The sequence below is a fragment of the Simiaoa sunii genome (assembly GCF_014337175.1).
GTDB lineage: Bacteria > Bacillota > Clostridia > Lachnospirales > Lachnospiraceae > Acetatifactor > Acetatifactor intestinalis.
This window is the reverse complement of sequence record NZ_CP060633.1, coordinates 2800621-2820753: the sequence shown is the minus strand read 5'-3', so window position 1 is coordinate 2820753 and position 20133 is coordinate 2800621. Positions and strand designations below refer to the sequence as shown.

Here is a 20133-nt window from a genome sequence, read left to right as displayed (position 1 = left end):
TTTAATTTTGAGCTATAATAGAGAAAGGTTGGTAGAGTAGAATGCATATTTTATCTGTAAAAGATCCTGCATTTCGCAAGTATGGCAGAGTGATCACCAATGTGGATTTTACACAGCTGGTGGAAGAAATAAAAAAGACTCCGGTTCCTGACGGCGTGGTGTACGAGCCCGGGATCAATGCTTTGGAAGCATTACCTGTGAAAAAAGAACTGGAGACCATCACATACGGAGAAATGCCTGTACAGATCGGTTACTGCAATGGCCATAATTCCAAACTGAATGCCGTGGAATATCACAGAAGTTCCGAAATTAATGTGGCAGCAACGGATGCTATCCTGATCCTGGGGCTGTTAGCGGATGTGGCAGAAGATTTTACCTACGATACTTCTAAGATGGAAGCTTTTTTAGTACCGGCCGGAACCGGTGTAGAGGTCTTCGCAACTTCTCTGCATTATGCTCCCTGTGGAGTAGACGGACAGGGATTTCAGGTAGCAATTGTATTGCCCCAGGGCACCAATTATCCGCTTCAGGGAACCCATCAGAAAGTGGATCATGGCCGCGCTCCCAGTGAGGATGCACTGCTTGCCGCTACGAATAAGTGGTTGATCGGTCATGCGGAGGGCGGACTTTCCGAGGGAAGCTTTATCGGACTGATTGGAGAGAATTTGGATGTCAACAAATAGTGGGCATGATGTAGCAGGGTTTGAACGCTGGATTTCACTCTGTGGATGGGCGGAATCTGCGGTAAAATAAATAATAATCTAGAGAAAAAGAAAACGAAAACAGGAGGATTACAAAATGAGTAATTTACCCGAAGTAAAAATTGGCGTTGTGGCTGTCAGCCGTGACTGTTTCCCCGAGAGCCTTTCCGTGAACAGAAGAAAAGCTTTGATGAAGGCTTATACCGAGAAGTACGGCACCGACAGTGTCTATGAGTGTCCCGTATGTATCGTGGAGAGCGAGATCCATATGGTGCAGGCATTGGAAGATATTAAGAAGGCAGGTTGTAATGCACTGTGCGTATATCTGGGCAACTTCGGCCCCGAGATATCCGAGACCTTACTGGCAAAGCATTTTGACGGTCCTGCCATGTTCATCGCGGCAGCAGAAGAGACCCAGAACGATCTGGTAGGAGGCAGAGGCGATGCTTACTGCGGTATGCTGAATGCCAGCTACAACTTAAAGCTTCGTAATATCAAGGCTTATATCCCTGAGAATCCTGTGGGAACCGCAGCAGAGTGCGCAGATATGCTGCATGAGTTCATTCCCATTGCAAGAGCTATCGTGGGCTTAAGCGATCTGAAGATCATTTCCTTTGGACCCAGACCTCTGAATTTCTTAGCTTGTAACGCACCGATCAAGCAGCTGTACAATCTGGGTGTGGAGATCGAGGAGAACTCCGAGCTGGATCTGTTCGAAGCTTTCAAGAAGCATGACGGAGATGAGAGAATTCCGGCTAAGGTAAAAGAGATGGAAGCAGAGCTGGGCGCAGGCAATCATAAGCCCGAAGTACTGCCTAAGCTGGCTCAGTATGAGCTGACCCTGTTAGACTGGATCGAGGCGCACAAGGGGTATCGTAAGTATGTAGCGATTGCCGGCAAATGCTGGCCTGCATTCCAGACCCAGTTTGGTTTCGTACCCTGCTATGTGAACAGCCGTCTCACCGGTATGGGAATTCCCGTATCCTGTGAGGTAGATATCTACGGCTGCTTAAGTGAGTTCATCGGAACCTGTGTCAGCGCAGATACCGTAACTCTGTTAGATATTAACAATACCGTTCCCGATGATATGTACGAAGAGTCCATCAAGGGTAAATTTAACTATACGCACAATGATACTTTCATGGGCTTCCATTGTGGCAATACCAACTCCAAGAAGCTGACCTCCTGCAACATGAAGTACCAGATGATCATGGCAAGAACCCTTCCCGAAGAAGTTACCCAGGGTACTCTGGAAGGAGATATTCTTCCCGGAGACATCACCTTCTACCGCTTACAGTCTACTGCAGACAATAAGCTCCGCGCTTACATTGCACAGGGTGAAGTCCTTCCCGTTGCGACCAGATCCTTCGGCGGTATCGGTATTTTCGCTATTCCCGAGATGGGACGTTTCTATCGTCACGTACTGATCGAGAAGAACTTCCCTCACCACGGTGCCGTAGCATTCGGACACTTCGGCAAGGCTCTGTACGAAGTATTCAAGTACATCGGCGTACCCGTAGAAGATCTGAATTTCAACCAGCCGAAGGGAATGCTGTATCCTACGGAGAATCCTTTCGCGTAAAAAGAACTTAAGTAACTGGCAAGTTAACTAACTTATTGGCTAGCCTGCCGTAGCCTCGATTGCATATAAGAAACGCTGACATCGCGGTGTGCTTTAGCACACTTTGCTCGGGCGCAGACGTAGCGGTACATAAGCGAGGAAAGTACCCTCGCAATGCGTCCGCAGGACGCTATGGTACCGACGTCTACTTACGGTCAGCTTATTCTTATATGCAACCGGGGCTACTGGTTTACTGAAAACTTTAGAACCATAGAACTCCCAGAGTGAGCAGATAACTCTGGGAGTTTTTGTTTGTTCAGAGTGTTTTGGGTCTATACAGAAAAATTGCATTAAATAATCCCTTTTTTTCTGGCTATATCTATAGAAATATCCCCCAAATGGGTCTATACAAAAAAACTTGCTCAGGAGATACTCAAAATAAGAAAAATAAGTATCTCAGAAGGAAATTTTTCTGTATAGACCCATTTTTCTTATTTTGAAGGCATTTGACAGCTTCAAAAGTATCTGGAGAGAAGATTTTCTGCTATAGCCCCACGCTATTCATACGATTGTCAGCAAAAGACGTCTCCCATCGTTTGTCTATCGCGGCGTTCGCCACATCACGCCAAAAAAGACAGTGCCCTGTGAGTAAGCTCCCAGGCACTGTCTTATTTTTGCCTATGCGTGGCTATGCTTTCGTAACTTGCTATTTAGCAGGAGATTTCTTCCGGGCTTTCACAACATACACAATGGCGATCACCACATCCACGCAGTAGATAAAACATCCGACTCCCATGAAGATGGCACCGGGCAGGGATACAAGCCCTTCTTTACGCATGCGGACGCTGCAGCCAATGGAACTGATGCCGGTGAGCAGAATCGTCAAAAGATCAATGAGTACCGCCCATAGGAGAAAGCCGATACCCCAGACACTCATGGCAAGTCCGATAAAGCCGAGAATAAAGTGCATGATATAAGCGGGAATCTGCACACATTTGATGATCAGGTTCATTCTTGCCGCCTGCCTTGCGGTCATTTTCCCCTTCGCTGCCTGCACCGCATTGACGATCACGATGATAAAGGAATACAGATTATAAATCACTGCAACGATCAACAGCCCAATCAGTGCGACATCAGTGTAGTCTTCCGGCAGAATACCTGCGAACAATAAAAAGATAGCAAGAATCAATACATAAATATAAGGATAGATAATTACAGGTATCATTTTCAGATACTTCAAAAATTCGTTCATGATAATTCCCCTCTCACAATAATAATCCTCGTAAAAAATAACAAAAAGAGTATAGCAAAAAAGCATAAAATGTGCAAAAAAAGATATTGCTTTTTTGGAGCGCCGCGTATATACTCTCAACGATAGAAATAACAGGAAACACTGATAAATTCAGTGCCTGCGGTTGATTTGAAAACCAGAGAGGATATTACCATGACAAAAGACCTGACAAAAGGCAGCCCCATGAAACTTATCATCAGCTTTGCTGTGCCGTTATTATTTGGATTTTTATTCCAGCAGTTCTATAATCTGGTAGATACCATGATCGTAGGACGTTTCTTAGGCGTGGATGATCTGGCAGCAGTGGGTTCCACCGGCTCCATCAACTTCCTGGTGATCGGTTTCTGCATGGGTGTCTGTAACGGATTTGCCATCCCTGTATCTCATAAATTTGGTGCCGGAGATTATGTAGGCATGCGTAAGTATGTGGCGAACTGTGCCTGGCTGGGACTGGCATTTTCCGTGGTTATGACGGTCGTGACGGCAATTCTGTGCCGGAATATTCTGGTCTGGATGAAGACACCGGCGAATATTATTGATGGGGCTTATGATTATATTTTTATTATTTTCATCGGTATCCCTACAGTGTATCTGTATAATATCGTGGCAGGCGTGATCCGTGCTACCGGCGACAGTAAGACTCCCGTGGTATTCCTGGTGCTGTCTTCCATTATTAATATTGTGCTGGATCTGTATTTTATTATCTCTCTGCACATGGGCGTGGCGGGGGCAGCCTGGGCAACGGTGATCTCCCAGGGAGTCTCCGGTGTAGCATGTCTGGTCTATATGGTGAAAAAGTTCGAGATCCTGCGGATCCGCAGGGAAGAATGGAAAGTGGACGGACATATGATGATGGTGCTGTGCGGCATGGGCGTTCCCATGGGATTACAATATTCCATTACCGCCATTGGCAGCGTAATCTTACAGACTGCAGCCAACACCTTAGGTTCTGCGGCAGTTGCGGCCATGACCGCAGGCGGCAAGATCGGTAACTTCTTAGCCTGTCCTTTTGATGCCATGGGTTCCACCATGGCAACCTATGGTGGACAGAATGTAGGCGCCGGTAAACTGGATCGTCTCGGCAAGGGACTGAAAGCCTGTGTAACACTGGGGGTGGGATATTCCGTCATTGCTTTTCTGATCGCCGTATTTTTCGGCGATCCGCTGGCGCAGCTATTCGTGGACGGCGGCGAGGCAGAGATCATTGCCAACGTGCGTGCTTTTCTGTTATGGAATACAGCATTTTATATTCCGCTTGCACTGGTGAATATTGTCCGCTTCCTGATCCAGGGCATGGGTTTCCCGAAATTCGCCATTTTAGCGGGTGTCTTCGAAATGATAGCAAGATCGTTAGCAGGCTTTGGACTGGTGCCCATCATCGGCTTCACCGGGGTATGCCTGGGCAGTCCCATTGCATGGATCATGGCGGATGCCTTCCTTATTCCGGCTTATTTCCATGTGAGTAAGGTGCTGCAAAAGAGGATGGTGCCGCAAACGGATGTCCCACAGGCAGTTTGACAACACGACGGTCGTAAGTCACCAGACCGTTGACTTCTTCCTCCACATCGGAGAGCTGCGTGTATACCGCACCGCTCAATCCCTTTGAGATCAGAGGAAATAACTGTCTGGAAAATAACTGCTTCAGGGCAGCAGCCATTTCTTCCGGGGTGTCGTACTTTTGATATCCATAGACGCGGTTCACACTGGAATGCCCAGCGATATGGCAGGCGTAGCCACCATATTCCGAGATAACGAAAGCCCTTTTTCCATCCAATTTTACCTGTAACGGACGGAAGTAGTTATGAATACTGCGGAAATCCCCGCCTTTCTGGTCAAACCAGCCGCTGGCATGGTCTACCGGACGGGTGGGGTCTTTTTTTGCCACCATTTTCGCGATACGGGCAGCATCGAACTGCCCCCAGCCCTCGTTGAAAGGCACCCACACGGCAATGGAAGGCACATTGTACAGATGATCTATGGTGTCTAAACATTCCTGCTCCCAGCTTTTCCGGCCTTCCTCGGAGCTACGGGAGAACAGTTCGTAATGATTGTCCTTCGTGTGGGCGGACATGTGGGGGAACAATGTTGGCATATAACACACCCAGGGCATATGATAGGTAGAGCCACCGCTGACCATATCCTGCCATACGATCATTCCCAGACGATCGCAGTGGTAATACCAGCGCAGAGACTCAATCTTGATATGTTTCCGGAGCATGTTGAAGCCCAGGCCTTTTGCAAGGTTAATATCATAGACAAAGGCCTCATCGCAGGGAGCGGTCATCAGTCCGTCGGACCAGTAGCCCTGATCCAGGATCCCATGGAGAAAATAGGGCTTGTGATTCAGGCAGAAGCGGGGGATACCCTTAGAATCTCGCTCTACGGAGTAGCAGCGCATGGCAAAATACCCTTCCACGGTATCACCATCGGCAGTCAGAGTAAAGGGATACAGCCAGGGGTGTTCCGGACTCCAGGGCTTGAAATTCACAGGCTCCGGTGCATCAGCGGGATCTGCTGCGGAATAGGTGACGCTGGCGGGAAAAGAAAGTACTACCGTGGTATGCGTGAGCCCAAAGGAATCCTGTTGCTCAGAAATTTTACGTACACGCATCCGCGTGAGTGAACCGGTATTTTCCTGCGCGAGGGTTCCGTCGCAGGAGGGAATGTTCACCCGGAATTCCAAATGGTTGAACGGCTTCGGAGAACACAGAACGAAGGTTACGGAAGCCTTGTTGTACTCCGGAGTGATCTTATAATTGATCACATAGTTTTCCGGAACCCATTCGTACCAGACACTCTGCCAGATGCCGCTCTGGGCAGTGTAGAACATGCCGCCGCGGTTCAGGGTCTGCTTTCCCCTGGTGGCGTAACCGGTGTCGGTCAGATCCCGGACTTTTACGTAGAGGGATACAGGATCCTCATTTACATACTCCGTGATGTCTAAGGAAAAAGGAAGGTAGCCGCCACTGTGGATGCCAAGCTGCTTTGTGCCGAGGAAAACGGTTGCCTCCTGATCTACCGCGTCAAAATGCAGAATGCAGTGCATGTATTCCTCTTTTTGGGAAAGCTCTTCCGTGGAAAAAGAAAGTTCCCGGTGGTACCACAGGTACTCCGTGGGCTCCAGTCGTCTGTGAACTCTGGAAAGCAGGGCTTCCGGAGAAAAAGGAACCCGGATGATACCCTGAGCGGTAAAATGTGCAGGATCCTCCGAGGAACTGCTCCCATCTGCGGGCACAAAGGCATATTCCCAAAGACCGTTCAGCATATGATAATCTGTACGTCTCATCTGCGGCCGGGGATATTCGGACAGGATATCATCATAAGAACCGGATCGCATCAGCAATTCCCCCCAGGGAGTATAGAGGGGATGCAGGGTATCCTCCGGGTGTGCCTGATTCAGATTCGCAGCAGCATCTTTTAAGTTCATGCGAAAACCTTCTTTCCTAAAATAGATTATTTATAGTATACTACATTTGGAAGCATAGCACATGAAAAATGATACGATTCTTTGAGAAAAAAGTTTAGATAAGCCATCCAGAGAATTAATTCTGAAAATATGAGGTAGTACAGATGAATATATTGACTGTTGACAATATTACCAAAAGTTATGGAGTACGCAAGATTTTTGACGGAGCCTCCTTTTTCCTACAGGAAGGGGAAAAGGCCGGAATCATTGGTATTAACGGAACCGGCAAATCTACACTATTAAAAATAATTGCCGGGCTGGAAGAGACCGATGACGGTACCGTAATCAAGGCAAATCACTGTCTGGTGCGTTATCTGCCGCAGAATCCGGAGTTCGCACCGGAAGAGACCGTACTGGAAGCGGTGTTGCGGGGCAACCGCGTGGAGGAAAACGCAGGAACCATCGAGGCGGATGCCAAAAGCATGCTGACAAAACTGGGTGTTACGGAATTTTACCAGCCCTGCGGGCAGTTGTCCGGCGGACAGCGCAAGCGTCTGGCACTGGTATCGGTACTGTTGTCCCCGGCGGAGATCCTGTTATTGGACGAGCCTACCAACCATCTGGACAATTCCATGTCCGACTGGTTGGAGGAGCAGCTGCGCCGCAGAAAAGGTGCCATGATCATGGTCACTCACGACCGGTATTTCCTGGACAGCGTCACTGACCGGATCCTGGAGCTGGACAAGGGGAAGATCTATTCTTATGATGCCAACTATTCCGGCTATCTGGAACTGAAAATGCAGCGGGAAGAGATGGCGCAGGCCAGTGAGAAAAAGCGTCTGAACATTTTACGGAATGAGCTTGCCTGGGTGCAGCGCGGTGCCAGAGCCCGCTCCACGAAGCAGAAGGCGAGATTACAGCGCTTTGAGGAACTGAAAAATGTGAAAGGTCCTGTGATGGACGGTAAGGTAGAGCTGGCTTCCGCAGCATCAAGACTGGGACGGACCACCGTGGAGATCGAGAATGTGTCCAAGAGTTATGGGGATAAGGTTCTGATCCGTGATTTTACTTATCTGTTTGGCAAGGATGACAGAGTGGGATTCATCGGCCCCAACGGCAGTGGTAAGACTACCTTGATGAAAATGATCCTGGGTGAAGTGGCTCCGGACAGCGGACACATCGAGATCGGACAGACCGTGAAGCTGGGATATTATGCCCAGGAGATCGACGACACCATGATGCATCCGGAGCAGAGAGTCATTGATTACATTCGTGATGTGGCGGAATATATCACCACGGAGGACGGACAGATCACGGCAGCGAGAATGCTGGAGCGGTTCCTGTTTTCCGGAGAAGACCAATACGGGCAGCTGGGAAAACTGTCCGGTGGAGAGCGGCGCAGACTGCAGTTATGCAAGGTACTGATGGGGGCACCGAATGTTTTGATCCTGGATGAGCCGACTAACGATCTGGACATTGCCACCCTGCAGGTACTGGAGGATTATCTGGATACATTCCCGGGCATCGTCATCGTCGTGTCCCATGACCGGTATTTTCTGGATCGTGTGGTCCGCAGGATCTTCGCCCTGGAGGATACCCGCATGGTGCAGTATGAGGGCGGTTACACAGATTATGCCAATAGGAAAGCTGCGGAGGGGAACACAGAGAGCACAGGAACGGCGGCAGCATCCCAGCCGAAGAACGCCGATGGGGAAACTACTTCTAAAAACTGGAAAAACGGACAGAAACGCAAATTAAAATTCACTTATCAGGAACAGAAAGACTATGAATCCATTGAAGGCGAAATGGCGGCATTAGAGGATAAAATTGCAACTTTGGAAGCAGATTTTTCAAAATATGCCAGTGATTTCGTGAAACTCAATGAATTAACACAGGAAAAAGAGGCTGCGGAACAGCAGCTGGAAGAAAAGATGGAACGTTGGATGTACTTGGAAGACCTGGCGGCGAGAATCGAACGGGGAGAAGAAAACTGACAATCCGAAGTCCGGAATGTCAGTCTTCTGCATCGTCGGTAGCTGCCGCAACTGCGGATACCACGGAGGATACTACGGCGATCACTACTGCCAAAAGGATGATCAAAAGTCCACCGGCTAAAAGTAAAAACATAAAGTACGCTCCTCTCTGAAATAACTTTACAGACACCCATATTATATCATTTTTCCTAAAAAAAACAATAAAAATCGGCATATAGTAGAAAAAATCACCAAAATGAAGTATAATAAAAGCATTCATCGGGACTGATTTATGTTTTGAGGAGGGTGCCTATGACGTATCAGAAAGCAAAAGAGGAAATCATTGAATCTTCTCCGCAGAAAACAGATGCCGGAAAAGAAGAATTATATCTGTATTCTCTTAGAAAAATGGCGGAAGAAAATGTAGAAAATAACAGAACAGGGCTGACAAATCTGCATAATATCAATTCTTTTTTCTATCTGTGCGGTGAAATGATCAAGCAGCAGCCGGATAAAAAATACGGTGTCATAATTATGGATATTGTACAGTTTAAGGCTGTGAATGAGTTCTGCGGCAGAGACGAAGGAGACAGATTGCTAAGATTTATTGCGTCTTGCTTTGACTGGTATGAGAATAACAGGCCGGATAGCTATGCCTGCCATATCAGAGCAGATATCTTTTGCATATGCACAAGCTATGAGGAAGTAGAGGAACTGGAAATTATTGTGCGGGAGATCAGAAAAAAGATAACTGACTTTCCGTTCGCTTACCGTGTACAACCATCCTTTGGAATCGGAATCTCACCGGAGAGAGCCCCTGCCATCAGCTATCTGAAAGATTGCGCCACGATGGCTATGAACAGTATCAAAGGCAAAGTATATCGGACATATGCAGTATTTGACGAAAAAATGCGTAGTCAGAAGATGCGAGAACGCCAGGTGGAAAATGATATCGTGTCCGCACTGGAGAACGGAGAACTACAACTGTATGTGCAGCCCAAGGTCGATATGAGGGACGGAAGAGTGATCGGAGGCGAGGCGCTTGTGCGCTGGAAGCATCCGGAAAAGGGGCTGGTGCCACCGAGAGAGTTCATTCCCGTACTGGAGAAAAACGGATTTATCATCAATGTAGATGAATATATCTGGGAGAAGGTGTTTGCTTATCTGGGAAAATTGCACCGGGAAGACCGGATGCTTGTCCCCGTTTCCATCAATGTATCCCGATTACATGCCTATGATGAAAAACTGGCAGAGACACTGATCCGTCTCAGGGAGGAATATGATGTTCCGCCGGAGTATGTTCCGTTGGAACTGACAGAGAGCGCCTTCCTGGAGGACGAGGCAGGTATGTATCGCCGCATGGAAAGCCTGCGGGAGCGGGGCTTCCTGGTGTCCATGGATGATTTCGGAACCGGTTATTCGACTATGAATATGCTGAAGAACCAGACGCTGGATGAGATCAAGATCGACAAAGAGTTTATCCGGGATCTGGAAAAGGATAAGAGCCGGATCATTATCCGCAATACCATTGCCATGCTGCAGCAGCTGGGAGTACATATCGTGATTGAGGGAGTGGAAACAGAGGAACAGAAGAGCTTCCTTTTGGGATGCGGTTGTACAGATGCACAAGGCTTTCTGTTTCACCGTCCTATGCCGGTGGAGGCGTTTGATGCATTGCTGTTGCAACAGGAATGTGAGTATGATAGGACAAAATAGACAAAGACAAAATATACAAGGTGCGAGACCGCAGTCTGACTGGATTTTCAGTGAAAAATCCCCGGACTGCGGTTTTTGTTTGGGCACTATTCCGAAAATCAGGAAATAGTTTTGAAAGCGTTGACATATCATGGCAGAGGGAGTAATCTGCATATTACCCGACGGGACAGTCAGAGCGTCGGCATCTTTTATCCGGTCATGTTCGACCACACATCACATTACAGAAGAAGTAATAACAGGGAACGGCTACAACAAAATATGCGATTGGAGGAAAAATGGAAGAGGATTTACAGCGATTAGTAGAGGATTTCCTTACGCAAAAGCAGATTCTTTTGGTGCAGGTGAAAAAAGGAATTCTGAGTAAGGAACAATTTTTACGGGAAGTTTTGAAACACATAGAGCAGAATTATCATTTACCGGTGGAAAAACAGGCGGATCTTTTAAAAGAATTCGAGCAATATGTGTTCGGCTATTCCAGATTGTCACCGCTCATGGATGATGGGAGTATTTCGGATATCCGTGTAGTCAGCCATGACTGCATTCGGATCAAGAGAGAGGGGAAACGTATGGATGCAGGCATTGCCTTTGCTTCCGAGAAGGAATATCGGCAGTTTATTGATTATATAGCGACCAGAAATCAGGTGAATATTTCGAATCTGAATGCGATTCAGCGATTTACGGATACGGAAAGTCATCCGGATTTTATATTTCGTTTTACACTGTCCATGCCGATCGTGAATACATACAGCGAACCTTATCTCTGTATTCGTAAAGTTCCGAAGAATTTTCCGATGATGGCGCAACTGGTGGAGAAGAACATGATGGACAGGGCAACGGCGGAACTGCTGGTGCAAAGGTTCCGGCAGGGGTCCACACTGATCTGCGGAGGCAATTCCTCCGGGAAAACGACACTGCTGAATGCACTTAAAGAGACTTTGCCGGATGATATGGCGATACTGGTGGCCCAACAGGCGGATGAACTGACGACACTTTTCCATCCGGATATGATGTTTCTACATTCCCTGCCGGGTGCTTCGGAGAGCTCAGTGAATTATGATCTGAAGCATATCAGCATTGCCGGTCTTACCATGGATGTGGATTTTTTCATTATCGGAGAAGTGAAGGGCGGAGAGGCACTGTATCTTCTGAATGCAGCTTATACGGGACAGATCTGTGCCGCTACCGTGCATGCGCCGTCCGCTGACAGAGCTCCGGAGAAAATAGTGGATTATGCAATGTATGACAGTAGATACTCACGCAATGAGTTGATGAAAATGATGGACTGCTTTCAGACACTGATCTTCATGGAACATTACAGGGTCAAGGAAATATTTGCCTGCCTGGGCTGGAACGCAGAGAAAGAGAATCTGGAATATGAGAGGTTGTTTTGATCATTACACAGGAGGAACTTATGATCATATACGTATGGATTGTCTGTTTATTATTTATGGGCTTTTTGCTTCTGTTTGGCCGGATGAGGTGGCTGGAGAAGCTATGGGAGCTGTTGCACCGGACCAGGGAAGGAATGGATCGTGCATCACAACTGAGAGCAGTAGAGAACCGGCACCGTCTGATGGAATTTCAACAAAAAAATAATGTCTGGTACAGGATAGAAGAGGTTTTACGGTACAGCGGATTGCGCAGAAGAATGCCCCATTTTACAGCAGAAAAATGGGTTGCCGGAAATGTACTGCTGATTGCGGCTGTCTTCGGAGGGACACAGGTGCTTGGGTGCAAAATGATAACTTCACTTTTGTATCTGATGATCACAATGGCTGTCGAGATGATTCTCCTGAACACCTTTCGTTTCTTGGAATACCGGTCGGTAAATGACAATATTTTAAAGTGCTTGAATTTCCTGGGAAATTACAGCCTGACTGCCGGGGAGATCACCGGTGTCCTGGGGCAGGTGAGTAAATATATGGAAGAGCCACTGAAAGGAGTGATGGAGGAATGCGCCTATGAGGCACAGATGACGGGAAATTCCTCCACGGCACTGCTGGCAATGGCGGAAAAGGTGGAACATCCGAAGTTCAAAGAACTTGCCAGAAATCTGGAGATCAGTATACGTTACATGGCAGATCTGACAACACTGGTAGACAGTAGCAGACGTTCTGTGCGGGAATATCTTAGGACAGAGGAGGAACGAAAAGGAATGCTGAGGGAAGCAGCGATCAATATGGGACTGCTGGCGGCAATGTCAGTATTTGCTCTGATGACAGTGGATCGTCTGATCGATGTATCTGTCTGGAAGATCGTAACAGATACGTTACCCGGACACCTGGCATTGGGAATCTATGGGATCATATTTGGATTGTTCCTGCGCAAGGTATATGGGTTTCGAAGATAAACACAAATGTTGTGTAGATACCAAAATGTGAGGAGAATGAGAGAATGTACTGGAAAACTATTTGGATACCGCAGATATTGGGAGCTGTCTTCGGCGGAGTGTTTGTTTTTCGTCTGGGAAAGAGCAAAACACCGGAAATCCTGCTGCGCACCATGGAAGAATTTACGGGAATGATACGGGAAAGCAAAGGCTATACCGGCTGGGCGGAAAAGACAGAGAGAAAATTGATCCGTAACGGAGCAAAATATCATTTTGGAAAAACGATTACTCCCATGAAGTACTTAACAGGTAGAATCGTGCTGGCTTTTTTGGGGGCGATCAGTCTGTTGAAAATCGGATGCGGATACGCTGTTTTGGCAGCAACGGTGCTGTATTTTCTGCCGGAACTGCTGTTGATATATATGAATGAGAGGGATAATCGCAATATGTTGACGGAGATCAAGCTGATCTATCAGGCATTGGAGGTACAGATCCGTGCCGGTATTTATGTCGCGGATGCTCTGACGGAATGTTGTCAGAGTGTGAAAGGACGGCGCCTGCAACAGGCCCTGATAGAACTGGCGGGGGATCTTGTAATGCAGTCTGATCTTATGACGGCTTTGTCAGCTTTTCAGGGAAAGTTTGATAACCGGCAAATTGATGCATTGTGTATCACACTGATCCAGGCGGGGGAATCCGGACAAGCTGTGGAACTCCTGGGAGATATGGGAGAACAGCTGAAGGATATGGAGATAACAGTCCTAAATCATCAGAAAAATGCACTGGACCGCAGCATTACATTTTACCAGTTGGGGATGCTGGGCGCGACCTTGGGAGTGATTTTGTATGCCTGTGTGGGATATATGTTCCGTGCGGCAGTGAAATTCTAAACAGCCGGCCAATGAAAAAACAAAAATACAAAATATAAAAATATTAAAATACGAAAGGAACGAAATAAAATGAAAGAGAAAAAACACGGAAATTGGGAAAAGATTGTGAGCGGAATTAAAAAACATGCCTTAAGCAGAGAACCGGGAATCGATGGGATTCTGGTGACAGTCGGACTATGCATTATTGCATTGTTGCTGTGTGTGGTCATGAAAGACAGTCTTACAACGTTTATACAGACGATCGTGACGGCAATGCAGACAAAAGCGGCAGATATTCTCACCGGTGTATAAGGCAGGAGAGTGTATGACAGGACGAAAAAAAGAAGCCGGAAACGTAGGAGAAATACTGACAATGGGACTGTGCATCCTGGCACTCACCGCGGTAATGATAAGTTATATGGAAAATGTACAGTTGATTGCCAAAAAGGCGGAAGTGGGACAGCTGGCACGATGTTATCTGCTCAAGATGGAAACGGTCGGCTATCTGGCGGCTCAGGATCAGACGCAGCTGACCGCAGAACTGGAGAAGCTGGGGATAACAGGGATTGATTATGAGGGAAGTACATTAAATCCGGCGGGATACGGAAATGACGTTGTATTGCAGATTCATGGCCGGCTGGGGGAAACTTATGAAATTTATGAAAAAAGAGTATCTACAGCGAAAAACTAGAGAACGGGGGCAGGCTTCCTGGGTGCTTGGACTGTTCCTGATATTGTTTTTGGCAATACTGTTATGTATGCAGCTGCAGGTTGCTTTGTACAGAGAATCTGCCATGTATATGGAAGATGCCCTGGCATTGTCGAATCTGGCCTCGGCTGTCATCGATATAGAAGAATACGGCATTACGCAAAAAGTACTCATAACAGATCCCGAACAGGCATATGAGAGGTACTGTCATGCACTGAGAGAAAATCTTGGACTGGATAATCATTTTATGGCACAGAACCGGAGAATGATCTCTGGACAGGTGGAAATACAGAATTACACAATCTACAATGTCACGTCCGATCTGGTAGAGATATGGCAGAGAGATCGGGATGGAACGGTATCTGTATGGAGCGGAAATGTTGGAAATGTTCATGCACCGAACGGTCAGCTGATTGAAGAAACCGGTGTGTACAGTGAGATCGCTTATCCTGTGGAAGGATTTCTGGGCACACGCGTGATGGCTCATAAGGGAAAACTGGTAGATGTTATAAGAAATGACAACAGGGAGAAGAAAAATGAAATTACAGAAAATAAAGTTACGGGAAATGAGTAAAAGCACAAAAAATAAAATATGGAACGGAAGTATTCTGGCGGCATTCATAGCGGCGGCAGCAGTATTTATCATAATGCTTCAGGCAGAAAAAAAGGTTCTGGCCGAGTATGAGAAAATCACAGTCTGTGTAACGATCGACGATCTCCCGAAGGGAGAAAGCATCACGGAAGACAACATCCTGAATTATGTACAGACGGTGGAGATCGACCGAAAGATCGTACCGGACACGGCAATAAAGAATATGGATGAAATCACAGGCAGAATAGCGGTACACCGGATTGAAAAAGGCAGTGTTGTGACCCGGGGAATGCTGGAAAGTGAAGAACAGATCACTGGAGAGATGGAAGAAGCTGTAATTGCCGGATTTCGTGCGGAAGATCTGTATCAGGCAGTGGGAGGAGTCCTGCGAGCGGGGGACAGGATTCATATTTATTGTATTGATAAAGAAGAAACAGCCAAAGAAAAGCCGGTCTGGAAGAATTTGTTCGTGCAGCAGGTTTTCGACCAAAACGGAAATGCGATAGACAGTGGAGATACAACGACTCCTGCGCAGAGGATCAATGTTTACATGGACAACGGTAAAGTAGATGATTTTTACAGAAATCTGGCAAAAGGATCGCTCAGAGTCGTTAAGGTCTGCGATTGACAGTGCCCCGGGATACACCAGGAAGGAGAAGCGGCATGACGGAGAAAATACGCTGTGCATTGTACAGCATCATGGGAATTGCACTGGGAATTGTGCTGTTGCTTCCGGGCGGGCATGTACAGGCCTCCGAAAAAAAGACGATTTACAACAGCAGTTATGTATCATTCAGCCCGGACGGGGAAGCATGGACAACCTGCGCTGGGGACCGGAACTATAAATGGTATGACGAAAACGAAACAACGACAGTGTATACCGGAATCAAATCTTCCCTGGAAACGTTACGGGAAGGAGAGCATTATTACAAATCCAGCCGAAGTGGGGAAGTACCCATAGGGGCGTGGAAGGTCACCTGGCGCAGGGCACAATGCATTCACAATGCATATGGGAAGAAACCCGGATGGCATGGTATTTCGTTTGGCATGAAAAAATGTCATAGGTATTATTATTCCGGCTGGAAGCCGTTGTGTGCGGATTGCGGAGAACCGATAGAATGGTGGAATATTTATATGAGCAGGGAAGCGGCGGAGACGATACAGTATATGGATCTGGGCAGCGAAGAAAACCCTGTGACCTATTATTATTTGTGTCCGTTTTGTAGTAATCTGGAACAGGGAGTTACATTTTCGCCACACCGATGTAAGACAATCTCAAACAATCAGTATAGGATTATCTATGATGCAAATGCTGAGTCCTGCCATGGCTTTATGGAAGAAAGCTATCATATGTATGATAATGCTGTACTTTATGAGGGAAAAGAAGTAACGCCGGTCACACATCTTGTGGTAAATAATTATTCCCGGATCGGATATGTGTTCACCGGATGGAATACCAGGCCGGACGGAAGCGGTATCTCTTATGGGGATCATGCAGAAATATACAATCTGTCTATGGCTGATTACAAAGACAGGACCACATGGACGGAGGAAGACAACGGCACGGTGATTCTCTACGCACAATGGCGTCCCTGTAAAAGTACTTTGAAGATAGATGCAGCAGGAGGAAGCTATAACGGAGAAAGTGTTTTTTCAGTTACAGGGGAGTATCAAAAAAAATATGCATTGCAGGAAGCACATATAGAACCACCGGAAGGCTGTCTTATAAAGTTTGAGACCAACGGAGGTACGCCGGTGGCACCGGTCAGGGGGACTAATCATTTCGAAGAATGGATGAGGATCCTGCCGTTCCGGGGACAGATAGACGGGGGGAGTTATATATTTCCCGCAGCAGACGGACATACGGATACGGTAAAAGCAGTATATCAGCCGGATCCGATCACATTGCCGTTCACATCCAGAGAGGGCTGGTCGTTCGGCGGATGGTATTATGATACAAGTTTTACGCAGCCGGCGGGCGCTCCGGGGGACAGGATCATCCCCTCCGCCTCACTGACATTGTATGCTCATTGGGTGACATTGCGGCTACAATCGACGGACAATTACAGAGCCAACAAGGGAAAAGGAGCCGTAGATCTGACATGGTCGCAGGCGGATCAAAAAGACAAATCGTATCTTCTGTTTCAGAAACGGGAGAATGGTGCCTGGATCAGAGTGAATACGACAGACGATATCAGTAATGTAGCGGAGGTGAACAAAAAGGAGGAATATACAGGAAAAGAAAAAACATTTCTTATTCCGTATACAGGTCTCTATACGATAACGGCAAAAGGGGCCCAGGGACAAAATTATGAGTCAAACAGTGGAGGATACGGAGGGAGTGTTACGGGTACATTCTGGCTGCAACAGGGAGAGAAGCTTACCTATTTTGTGGGCGGTCAGAATGGCGTGAACGGAGGTGGCAGCGCCACAGATTACGGAAACGGAGGCGGGAAGACAAGCGTTGTGTCGGACCGCAAAGGGATTCTGCTGATCGCCGGGGGAGGCGGTGGTGCATCTCCTGCGGGAAACGGCGGTGCCGGAGGAAGTATGGCGGGAGTGACAGAAAACAGTGACGGACAGGATGGAATGGCCGGTGGCGGTGCCGGATACCTGGGAGGAAGTGCCGGGGAGAAAATCGTCCATCATCATACGAACGGATGCTATCGGGATGCTTCTTATACGCCGGCTTTTGGAAATTGGCAGCATTTTGTGTATGCTAACGCTTCACACAGCAATACATATACCGCCACCAGTGTCGGAGGGCATACGAAGGATGATGACAACACTTACCATGTTATCAGAGCAGGCTGGGCCCGACCTCATTGGGCCGCAGATGGATGGAATACCAGCGGATATCAGGGGATTGATACCAGAGGAAATACCAAATTAAATGTATCTGTATATGCTGACAGTTGGGGGAAGGGGTGCAGATTTTCACTGAACAGATCAGAATATTGTATTTTGAATCAGGCGGGAAGAATCATTCTATCCGGAACCTTCCGGGATGCAGTGTATGCTTTGAGTGAAACACCAAGCTCTACGTGGCAGAATGAGGATGGATCCTGGGGTGGAGCTCCGGGTACAAGTAAATTTTCAGGAACATTTCACTTTAACTTGCCGGAGGGAACTACAAAAGTATATTTGCACTTTAAGTTTTATCACGATTGCAGCAATGCCTGGTTTTCATCATCTCTTACCGGATTGAATTTCACCGGCGGAATGACATCGACCTGTGGATATACGGAAGGCCAGGTGCTGTCGTCTAAACCGGCCTATGGAGGAAGCAACTATGTGAATGAGGATTGTGTACAAATATTTGAAAGCATGAGTGGTAATAACAGAGGCGACGGAAGTGTGGAGATTCGATCCCAAATGGTAGGATATCAGGAAACATCACATTTAAACGGTATTGTGGCAACAGATTGTGCACTGCCGGATAAAATACCGGCAGAAGCGATTTATGAGGCAATAGATGAAAAAAGCGTACGTGTTACCTGGCAGATGCCGAAGGACAATGGAACGGTATATTATCACAAGGCAGAATCATATCTGACCGGAAGTACAGTACGGCTTTGTGAATCGAATATTACACAAAACAGATTGACCAGTGGGATTGCAGGATATTATCTGGTTATAGATGCCGCAAAAGATACGAATGTAACGAAAGTTAACGGACATTTCAACACAGAACCGCATACAAATGTGACAGCTGACAAAATCACGAAGTATCTCCATGTGGCAGCAGTAGATGTTGCCGGAAATATAGGAGCTACAACACATTTCACCATCAAAGAAACAGAGGTGCCATGGAAGATTTATACCGGCCAGCTGATTCCGGAAGGAGAAGACGGAAATGTAGCTCCGTCATCGGAAGAAAGGTGCTGGTATGTACGCGCTGACGGAAGAACTCCGATCACATTAAAGCATCAGGCATATCTGAAAGGGGTGGCCTCTTTGCAATATCAGCTGAATGAGACAATTTATGAGACAAGGACACAAGAAGGGACAATAGCCCGGAATATTATCCGTACGCCTTCGTCAGATACAGCTGTGGAAACTATCCGCACAGATGCTGAAGATTTAATTTATGCTACGGAAGGAACCACAGTATTACAGCAATATCCGTATTCATTTACTGTTCGCTCAGATTCAGGTAAAAGTCTTACCGGTGTACAAAAATTTACGATCACAGGGGACCGGTCCGGACAGAGGATACAAGTAATTCCCATTGCAGAGGCCGATTCCGTTGCAGGTAAAATCTATTCGCTTCATGAACTGGATGAAAAAAATAAGATTACTCTGATCGCGGATGGAGAGCCGCCGGTGATATATGGAATGGAAATGCTGGAGAACAGGGAACTGATCGACAGGCGGGACGGAAAGGTGAATGTAACAATAACGGCTAGTGATGCTGTCAGTGGAGTGAAGGAGTTTTATGTGAATATACAAAATACAGACAATACTGTAAGTAAAACATATCATCCGGATGCAGATGGCAGTATACGGATGGAAATCACAGAAGATGATGCTCTGTTCAGCGGAGACTTTACTGTGTTTGCATATGCATGCGATCAGGTGGGAAATGAAACGGAAATATCCGAAGGAACGACGGAATTCGGATTGGAGGCTGACATTATCAGAATACGGGAGCCACAGGATGCAGCCTTCCGTTGCGGTGAGAGCGGTATCTTGACTTTTACGGTCTGGGGATATGCGGATCGTGTGGAAGTGATCTTCCCCAAAGAAATGACAGATCTGTGCCCGGAGCTGAATCGTATTTTTGACTATAGGGACAAGCCGGGATATCGTATTACGGAACAGTTACAGTTTATGGTGCCTTTGTATACTCCTGAAAACGAGAATTTTGAGGTTACGGTGAAGGCATATAAGGGAGATAAAAAGCTTGAGGACCATCCCGGAATCAGCGTGATCGGGGTAAAAGGCAGTGTATTGGAGGACCTGCGGACCAGACTGAGGTGATGA

The 20133-nt window shown here is 47.1% G+C and carries 15 protein-coding genes; 13 read left to right on the top strand and 2 right to left on the bottom strand.

The genetic code is table 11. The features are described from left to right. Positions 1 to 41: 41 nt before the first annotated feature. Together H9Q77_RS13110 and H9Q77_RS13105 are read left to right on the top strand one after the other, a co-directional pair. Positions 42 to 683 carry a DUF4867 family protein gene (locus tag H9Q77_RS13110; protein ID WP_249325829.1) on the top strand — a complete coding sequence of 214 codons (642 nt, stop codon included), beginning with the start codon at positions 42 to 44 and terminating at the stop codon, positions 681 to 683. A gap of 115 nt (positions 684 to 798) precedes the next feature. Next, the gene (locus tag H9Q77_RS13105) at positions 799 to 2283 is read left to right on the top strand and encodes an L-fucose/L-arabinose isomerase family protein (RefSeq protein WP_118545734.1); all 1485 of its coding nucleotides are present in this window, start codon (positions 799 to 801) and stop codon (positions 2281 to 2283) included. Between the two features lie 685 nt (positions 2284 to 2968). On the opposite strand, the gene H9Q77_RS13100 is transcribed toward H9Q77_RS13105, so the two are convergent. Next, complete coding sequence (locus tag H9Q77_RS13100) at positions 2969 to 3514, bottom strand: hypothetical protein (protein ID WP_118545732.1); 546 nt, start codon at positions 3512 to 3514, stop codon at positions 2969 to 2971. A gap of 192 nt (positions 3515 to 3706) precedes the next feature. Between H9Q77_RS13100 and H9Q77_RS13095 the strand changes: the two genes are divergently transcribed. Further along, positions 3707 to 5071, top strand: a complete 1365-nt coding sequence (locus H9Q77_RS13095; protein WP_118545811.1) for an MATE family efflux transporter — start codon at positions 3707 to 3709, stop codon at positions 5069 to 5071. Here the strand turns inward: H9Q77_RS13095 and H9Q77_RS13090 are convergent. Continuing rightward, positions 4992 to 6980 carry a glycoside hydrolase family 2 protein gene (locus H9Q77_RS13090; protein WP_249325827.1) on the bottom strand — a complete coding sequence of 663 codons (1989 nt, stop codon included), beginning with the start codon at positions 6978 to 6980 and terminating at the stop codon, positions 4992 to 4994. The genes H9Q77_RS13095 and H9Q77_RS13090 overlap by 80 nt on opposite strands. 143 nt (positions 6981 to 7123) lie before the next feature. Here H9Q77_RS13090 and H9Q77_RS13085 point away from each other — a divergent pair, with 143 nt between their 5' ends. The 10 genes from H9Q77_RS13085 (at position 7124) to H9Q77_RS16650 (ending at position 20130) form a co-directional block, all read left to right on the top strand. Beyond that, complete coding sequence (locus tag H9Q77_RS13085; RefSeq protein ID WP_249325826.1) at positions 7124 to 8953, top strand: ABC-F family ATP-binding cassette domain-containing protein; 1830 nt, start codon at positions 7124 to 7126, stop codon at positions 8951 to 8953. Positions 8954 to 9244: 291 nt separating this feature from the next. Beyond that, a complete protein-coding gene (locus tag H9Q77_RS13080) occupies positions 9245 to 10648 on the top strand; it encodes a putative bifunctional diguanylate cyclase/phosphodiesterase (protein ID WP_118550012.1) in 1404 nt (467 codons plus the stop codon). Positions 10649 to 10923: 275 nt separating this feature from the next. After that, positions 10924 to 12039: an ATPase, T2SS/T4P/T4SS family gene (locus tag H9Q77_RS13075; protein ID WP_022153736.1), complete on the top strand. Its 1116-nt coding sequence runs from the start codon at positions 10924 to 10926 to the stop codon at positions 12037 to 12039. Between the two features lie 20 nt (positions 12040 to 12059). Beyond that, positions 12060 to 12998, top strand: a complete 939-nt coding sequence (locus tag H9Q77_RS13070) for a type II secretion system F family protein (protein WP_022153735.1) — start codon at positions 12060 to 12062, stop codon at positions 12996 to 12998. A gap of 44 nt (positions 12999 to 13042) precedes the next feature. Beyond that, positions 13043 to 13867: a type II secretion system F family protein gene (locus tag H9Q77_RS13065; protein ID WP_118550011.1), complete on the top strand. Its 825-nt coding sequence runs from the start codon at positions 13043 to 13045 to the stop codon at positions 13865 to 13867. A gap of 69 nt (positions 13868 to 13936) precedes the next feature. Further along, positions 13937 to 14158, top strand: a complete 222-nt coding sequence (locus H9Q77_RS13060; protein WP_022153733.1) for a hypothetical protein — start codon at positions 13937 to 13939, stop codon at positions 14156 to 14158. Positions 14159 to 14171: 13 nt separating this feature from the next. Then, positions 14172 to 14537 (top strand): hypothetical protein, encoded by a 366-nt coding sequence (locus tag H9Q77_RS13055; RefSeq protein ID WP_118545722.1) that lies wholly within the window; start codon positions 14172 to 14174, stop codon positions 14535 to 14537. Then, positions 14497 to 15129: a hypothetical protein gene (locus H9Q77_RS13050; RefSeq protein ID WP_147365323.1), complete on the top strand. Its 633-nt coding sequence runs from the start codon at positions 14497 to 14499 to the stop codon at positions 15127 to 15129. The genes H9Q77_RS13055 and H9Q77_RS13050 overlap by 41 nt, the downstream gene beginning before the upstream one ends. Further along, on the top strand, positions 15092 to 15775 hold the full coding sequence (locus H9Q77_RS13045) for an SAF domain-containing protein (RefSeq protein ID WP_249325825.1): 684 nt from the start codon (positions 15092 to 15094) through the stop codon (positions 15773 to 15775). Before H9Q77_RS13050 ends, H9Q77_RS13045 begins: the two co-directional genes overlap by 38 nt. Positions 15776 to 15810: 35 nt before the next feature. Further along, positions 15811 to 20130, top strand: coding sequence for an InlB B-repeat-containing protein (locus H9Q77_RS16650; RefSeq protein WP_283244752.1), 4320 nt, complete (start codon positions 15811 to 15813; stop codon positions 20128 to 20130). Positions 20131 to 20133: the final 3 nt, after the last annotated feature.

Coding starts and splice junctions, on each gene's coding strand:
- H9Q77_RS13060 (WP_022153733.1), top strand. CDS start 13,937: ATGAAAGAGAAAAAACACGGAAATTGGGAAAAGATTGTGAGCGGAATT.
- H9Q77_RS13100 (WP_118545732.1), bottom strand. CDS start 3,514: ATGAACGAATTTTTGAAGTATCTGAAAATGATACCTGTAATTATCTAT.
- H9Q77_RS13070 (WP_022153735.1), top strand. CDS start 12,060: ATGATCATATACGTATGGATTGTCTGTTTATTATTTATGGGCTTTTTG.
- H9Q77_RS16650 (WP_283244752.1), top strand. CDS start 15,811: ATGACGGAGAAAATACGCTGTGCATTGTACAGCATCATGGGAATTGCA.
- H9Q77_RS13085 (WP_249325826.1), top strand. CDS start 7,124: ATGAATATATTGACTGTTGACAATATTACCAAAAGTTATGGAGTACGC.
- H9Q77_RS13055 (WP_118545722.1), top strand. CDS start 14,172: ATGACAGGACGAAAAAAAGAAGCCGGAAACGTAGGAGAAATACTGACA.
- H9Q77_RS13045 (WP_249325825.1), top strand. CDS start 15,092: ATGAAATTACAGAAAATAAAGTTACGGGAAATGAGTAAAAGCACAAAA.
- H9Q77_RS13105 (WP_118545734.1), top strand. CDS start 799: ATGAGTAATTTACCCGAAGTAAAAATTGGCGTTGTGGCTGTCAGCCGT.
- H9Q77_RS13095 (WP_118545811.1), top strand. CDS start 3,707: ATGACAAAAGACCTGACAAAAGGCAGCCCCATGAAACTTATCATCAGC.
- H9Q77_RS13065 (WP_118550011.1), top strand. CDS start 13,043: ATGTACTGGAAAACTATTTGGATACCGCAGATATTGGGAGCTGTCTTC.
- H9Q77_RS13075 (WP_022153736.1), top strand. CDS start 10,924: ATGGAAGAGGATTTACAGCGATTAGTAGAGGATTTCCTTACGCAAAAG.
- H9Q77_RS13050 (WP_147365323.1), top strand. CDS start 14,497: ATGAAATTTATGAAAAAAGAGTATCTACAGCGAAAAACTAGAGAACGG.
- H9Q77_RS13110 (WP_249325829.1), top strand. CDS start 42: ATGCATATTTTATCTGTAAAAGATCCTGCATTTCGCAAGTATGGCAGA.
- H9Q77_RS13090 (WP_249325827.1), bottom strand. CDS start 6,980: ATGAACTTAAAAGATGCTGCTGCGAATCTGAATCAGGCACACCCGGAG.
- H9Q77_RS13080 (WP_118550012.1), top strand. CDS start 9,245: ATGACGTATCAGAAAGCAAAAGAGGAAATCATTGAATCTTCTCCGCAG.